Genomic DNA, 4493 nt, shown 5'->3' on the forward strand with positions numbered 1-4493 from the left:
CCTGAAAATACCCTCTCATCTAATATAGAGTGATATTTGATCAAATAATTTTCTGTTTCTAATGATATAGACAAGGAAAAATACTCGTTATGCCTACACAACTTGCCAAGTTGGAGGTCAAATGGTGGCCCGTTGGCCAAGGCCTATTTATGTCTGGACGATTGTCTGCAAAAACTGGCGGTCACTTCAACTGGGTGTACGATTGCGGGTCATCATCGGGTGCGAAAGAACGTAACGACGCGATTAAAAAATATCGGAGTCAGCTTGCGAATAAACCAATTGATCTGGTTGTTCTGTCACACTTTGATGAAGACCACATTAATGGTATTGTCGCGCTAGTAAAAGGTTTGCACATAAAAACGCTTCTTATCCCTTATTTGCCATTATGGCATAGGCTCCTGATTGCCATTGGATCAGGCCTCACAGAAGACAGTGAGCTTATACCATTTTACGTCAATCCTGTCAGTTATCTGGAAAGCTTGGAAGAGGGACAGATCGATGAAATAGTCTTTGTGCCAGCTACTGAGCCAGACGATGTCGTCCCCTTGGCTGAAGACGCTCCTGATTTTGATCGGCCGATACAAGGCGGCGAGGTGGATTCTAGGTTGCCGGTAACCGAGGATAAGGCTGATCCAGCACTTGCGAGTGAGAAGAAAATCCGTGTCTGCATTTTGGCGAGGGGTGGGCGGATCACTGTTTCGGCGCTCTGGGAGTTCGTGCCGTATAACGATGCATCGATGTGGCCAAGTGTATCGTCTACTTTTATCAACCGGGTAAGTGTAGTTGCAAGGGCTTTCTGTGCCAAACCAAAATGGAGAAAAGTGGCTCTTAAGATATTGAAGCGCATTTACCAGAAAACGTTCGGCGTAGGATCCATCCCCGCGAATGTAATTTCTCTATTCCTCTATTCGGGCCCCGTTGGGAAACAACTCCAATTTGGAAAGAGGTGGAGTTCCACTCCGCTTGGGTACGATCATTACAGAGATAATCTCGCGCAGCTTGCCACTGGAGACGGTTATCTTGACACGCCAGCACGTCTGACAGCGATGCAAAGTTTTTTCTCGCTGGACCGGATGAAACGGGTAGGTTTGTTTCAAGTGATGCATCACGGTGCAGAGCCTAATTGGCATGTAGGTGTGGCCAACATTATTAAACCTGCTGCGAGCATTTTCTCGTCTGATCCGAACTTCACCCATGGACATCCGAATGCAAAAGTTTTGCGAGATTTCTGGCCTTGGACAGCAATTTGCGTTGATAAAAAGAAAGGATTCAAACTGTCAGCAGTAATCCAAATTCCGTAAATAATATAATATTTCCAGACAGACTTCAGGATCATATATTATTACAGATGAGTGGGCGGTTCCATTTCGTTCGTCGATGCATGCTATCCTATCGATATGGAGAGGGTCCGCTTTCTGTATTTTCTGACCAATAGCCGACATTCTGCCTTCCCCACCAAAGCGGTATTCGCTCTCTCTATCCGTGCCCCAGACAGAACTTCTCCCATTGCTTCATCATCTCTTGCCGCTTGCTGAACAGATCGCCCCGCCTGTAAGCGGCCTCGACCTTATCTCCAATGGCATGAGTTAGCGCCATTTCCGCCACCTCCCGTGGAAAGTCCGTCTCCTCCGCCGCCCAGTCACGGAAACTGGAGCGTAATCCAATGAATGGTCACCTCCTTCGTGCCGGCCGCACGATGGAGTGCCTTGGATACGGCAACATCGCTGAGTGGCGATTCAATTTTTCCACCAGGGAAAATCAGAGCATCGGCTGAAGCGGGTGATTTCAGTATCTCCATCAGCCGGAGCACACTGATGGCACTGGCCGTCAACGGTACGCGATGCTCGCGCTTTGCTTTCATGCGCTCGGCCGGCACCATCCAGATATGCTTCTCGAAGTCGATTTCAGACCACAGGGCATGACGCACTTCACCAGACCGGGCGGCCGTCAGGCAGAGGAAGCGGGCGGCCAGTGCCGCAGAGCCATCCTGTCGACCAAGCTGTGCAAACACAGCCGGAAGATCACGGTAGGGAACGGCCGCATGATGCGTCACCGTGGCTACGGCTGTTGGTTTCGGCAGAATATTGGCCAGATGACCGCGCCAGCGGGCCGGGTTGTCCCCCTCACGCCAGTGATGGCTGTGAGCGTAGTCCAGAATGCGCTCGATCCGCCCGCGAAGACGGCTGGCCGTTTCAGTGGTGGTTTCCCAGATCGGACGCAGCACGGACAGTACGTCTTCTGTCTGGACCTGGCCGATCGGACGGTTCCCCATAAGGGGATAAACATGTCGCCCGAGAGAACTGCGCCACATCGGCGCGGAACGCGGGTCTTTCCAAGCGGGTGTCTGTTCCGTGATGTAATGCTCGGCGACTTCCTCGAAGGTCCGCTCCCTGACGGCGCTGCGCTTTCTTTGGGCCTGCTCCTCCAGAGGATCGATTCCCTCTAGCAGCAGACGTCTGGCATCGGTCGCCTTGGCGCGCGCCTCGGAGAGCGACACATCACGAGCGGGTCCCAATCCCATTTCCCGGCGCTTGCCGGTCAGGGGGCTCTTGAAGCGAAACGTCCAGGCGCGTGTCTCGCCCCGGATCGTGATCCACAGGTTGCCCCCATCGCCGTGAACGCCATCTTTCAGGCTCGCGATCCTGCGCACGGTCAACTGGTTCGGTGGAAGCTTGCTCATGGATTTTCAGTCCCATCTTTGATCCCACCTTATATCATATGGTTTCACGCGTCTATGTGCGGCGGTGCGCGTCTTCAATCCGAACTAATAGATTGTTTTTTAGGGTGAAATGCACTCTAAAGCGTTTTGACGCGCCTTCATATTGGCGGACATCCCCTCCGCCAGTCCTAACTTTTTCCACGAAAAATAAGCACTTAATCAAAAACAGAATTACCTCAGGTTAACGCTACGTCACTGCTCTAGTGTCATCTTTGCGTTACCCTAGAGAAATTGAAGAATCGTTGCTTGAAGTGCCATTGTCCTAATTTTGGACTGCAATCAGTAGATATTGATAGTTCTGGGCGATGACTTTCACTCTGCATCTGAGGCTAGAGCAGGGAGCATTATAGCCTTGTTTCTAAATTGCGCCGCTGACCCGCTCCAGAAACAGAAAGCGGCACATACTGTAAATGATATTGGCCCGACCTATCCTCATGGTGGCATGAGTGATACCCACTGTCCGGACAAACAGTCCCGTCTGTGCTTTGTGTTCAACAAAGACATGCTCGACACAGGACTGAATGACCGATTTTCCAGTATTTAATCTCTGGACGTGTCAGGACATAGGCTTAAGATGAGGCTTTTCCTGTAAACCTTTGGAACAAAACCCCGCCTTTCCATGAAGGCTTCATTGGCTTTTGACCCATCGGGCGGGTCGGCTCAGACATCGGATGTGGTATTGCTGCTATCGAGTAATCCTTCTCTCAATCTCACACTATCACTGGGGGCGACGCCAGCACTCATAGGAAAACGTGCAGAATTTGGAAGGCTTGCTCCTCCGTCATGCGTGAAACGGGCGCAGATACAATTCCGAGTACACCTTCAAAGAGAGACAGAATTGTTTTCAGAGCAGATACAGCCGTACTGGCGTTCTCCAGGATCGATCCAGGAACCATAGATGATGCCTGAGATATAGCCGTTCCAAGCAACGAAGAGACATTCTGTAAATCTGCCAAAATGGAATCAATCTGACTCTTAAAAGACGTACTGTCATAAGTAATTGTGACGTTAGAGCCTGCTGCATTTAAAAATGCAGTCAAAGCATTCTGTAGCGCCAATCCAGCAGTTTCTATTGCCGTTACAGATGACGCACCAATCGCTGAAGATACCGCATCGATAGATAAGATTGTTGTTACTGCGTTAAGGCCTGCAACTCCATAAGCTTTGACTTTTGCAACGTTCAGCATTACGGTCGTTACATTTCCAGAACTTGTGATCGTACATGCCCCTAACGTGCCGAGAGCAGATCCTGCCGCAAGGAATTTAAGAAAAACTCTGCGATTATTAATCATTTGATTCTCTTTAAATAAAATATTCAATATTTTGAAAATATAATTTTTCAGAAACTCAAATAACCATCAGTGAAAATTCATTGATAGCCATTTGAGAGCATTGCTGCTTAGCACAAAGGAATTGCGTTCGTTAAAGACAAAACTCTGTCAATCAAAGAATATCATCTGGCCTAAAATTAAGAGTAGAAAACACTTTTTCAGTCTAAAAATATAAATTTACTACTCTTAGAGGTGGTCCCCATTTTTCAGACAGGGCGATAAGCTCTCATGACCGTCATTAGGGGAGTGCAGTTGCAAGAAGCCTACACCATGACTGGTGTCTGGTGTGACCAAAAACTGATAGTGGACCTGACGGGTGTGCCGCGAGCCGATCGACGACGATTGATCATGCTCTCATCCGCGGGTTGGCTACCGCATTTCCCATTTCCGTCGTGGGCCTTCCTCTCTCTATAGACGGGCGTCGGTCGAAACCTGCCCCAGCT

General features: G+C 49.5%; 2 protein-coding genes and 2 pseudogenes. 1 reads left to right on the top strand and 3 read right to left on the bottom strand.

Annotated features, from left to right (window positions below):
* Window positions 1-89: 89 nt before the first annotated feature.
* Window positions 90-1301 carry an MBL fold metallo-hydrolase gene (locus tag GJA01_RS14940; RefSeq protein WP_062502414.1) on the top strand — a complete coding sequence of 404 codons (1212 nt, stop codon included), beginning with the start codon at window positions 90-92 and terminating at the stop codon, window positions 1299-1301.
* Between the two features lie 175 nt (window positions 1302-1476).
* On the opposite strand, the pseudogene GJA01_RS14945 reads toward GJA01_RS14940, so the two are convergent.
* From GJA01_RS14945 to GJA01_RS14955, 3 genes and pseudogenes are all read right to left on the bottom strand, one after another.
* A pseudogene (locus GJA01_RS14945) lies at window positions 1477-2680 on the bottom strand (tyrosine-type recombinase/integrase).
* Window positions 2681-3077: 397 nt separating this feature from the next.
* Window positions 3078-3448, bottom strand: a pseudogene (locus GJA01_RS15690) (IS5/IS1182 family transposase); the annotation flags it as partial.
* A gap of 11 nt (window positions 3449-3459) precedes the next feature.
* Entirely contained in the window at window positions 3460-4011 is a 552-nt protein-coding gene (locus tag GJA01_RS14955; protein ID WP_062502416.1) for a twin-arginine translocation signal domain-containing protein, read from the bottom strand.
* Window positions 4012-4493 lie beyond the last annotated feature (482 nt).

Origin of the sequence: Gluconobacter japonicus (assembly GCF_002723975.1) — a bacterium.
Lineage (GTDB): Bacteria > Pseudomonadota > Alphaproteobacteria > Acetobacterales > Acetobacteraceae > Gluconobacter > Gluconobacter japonicus.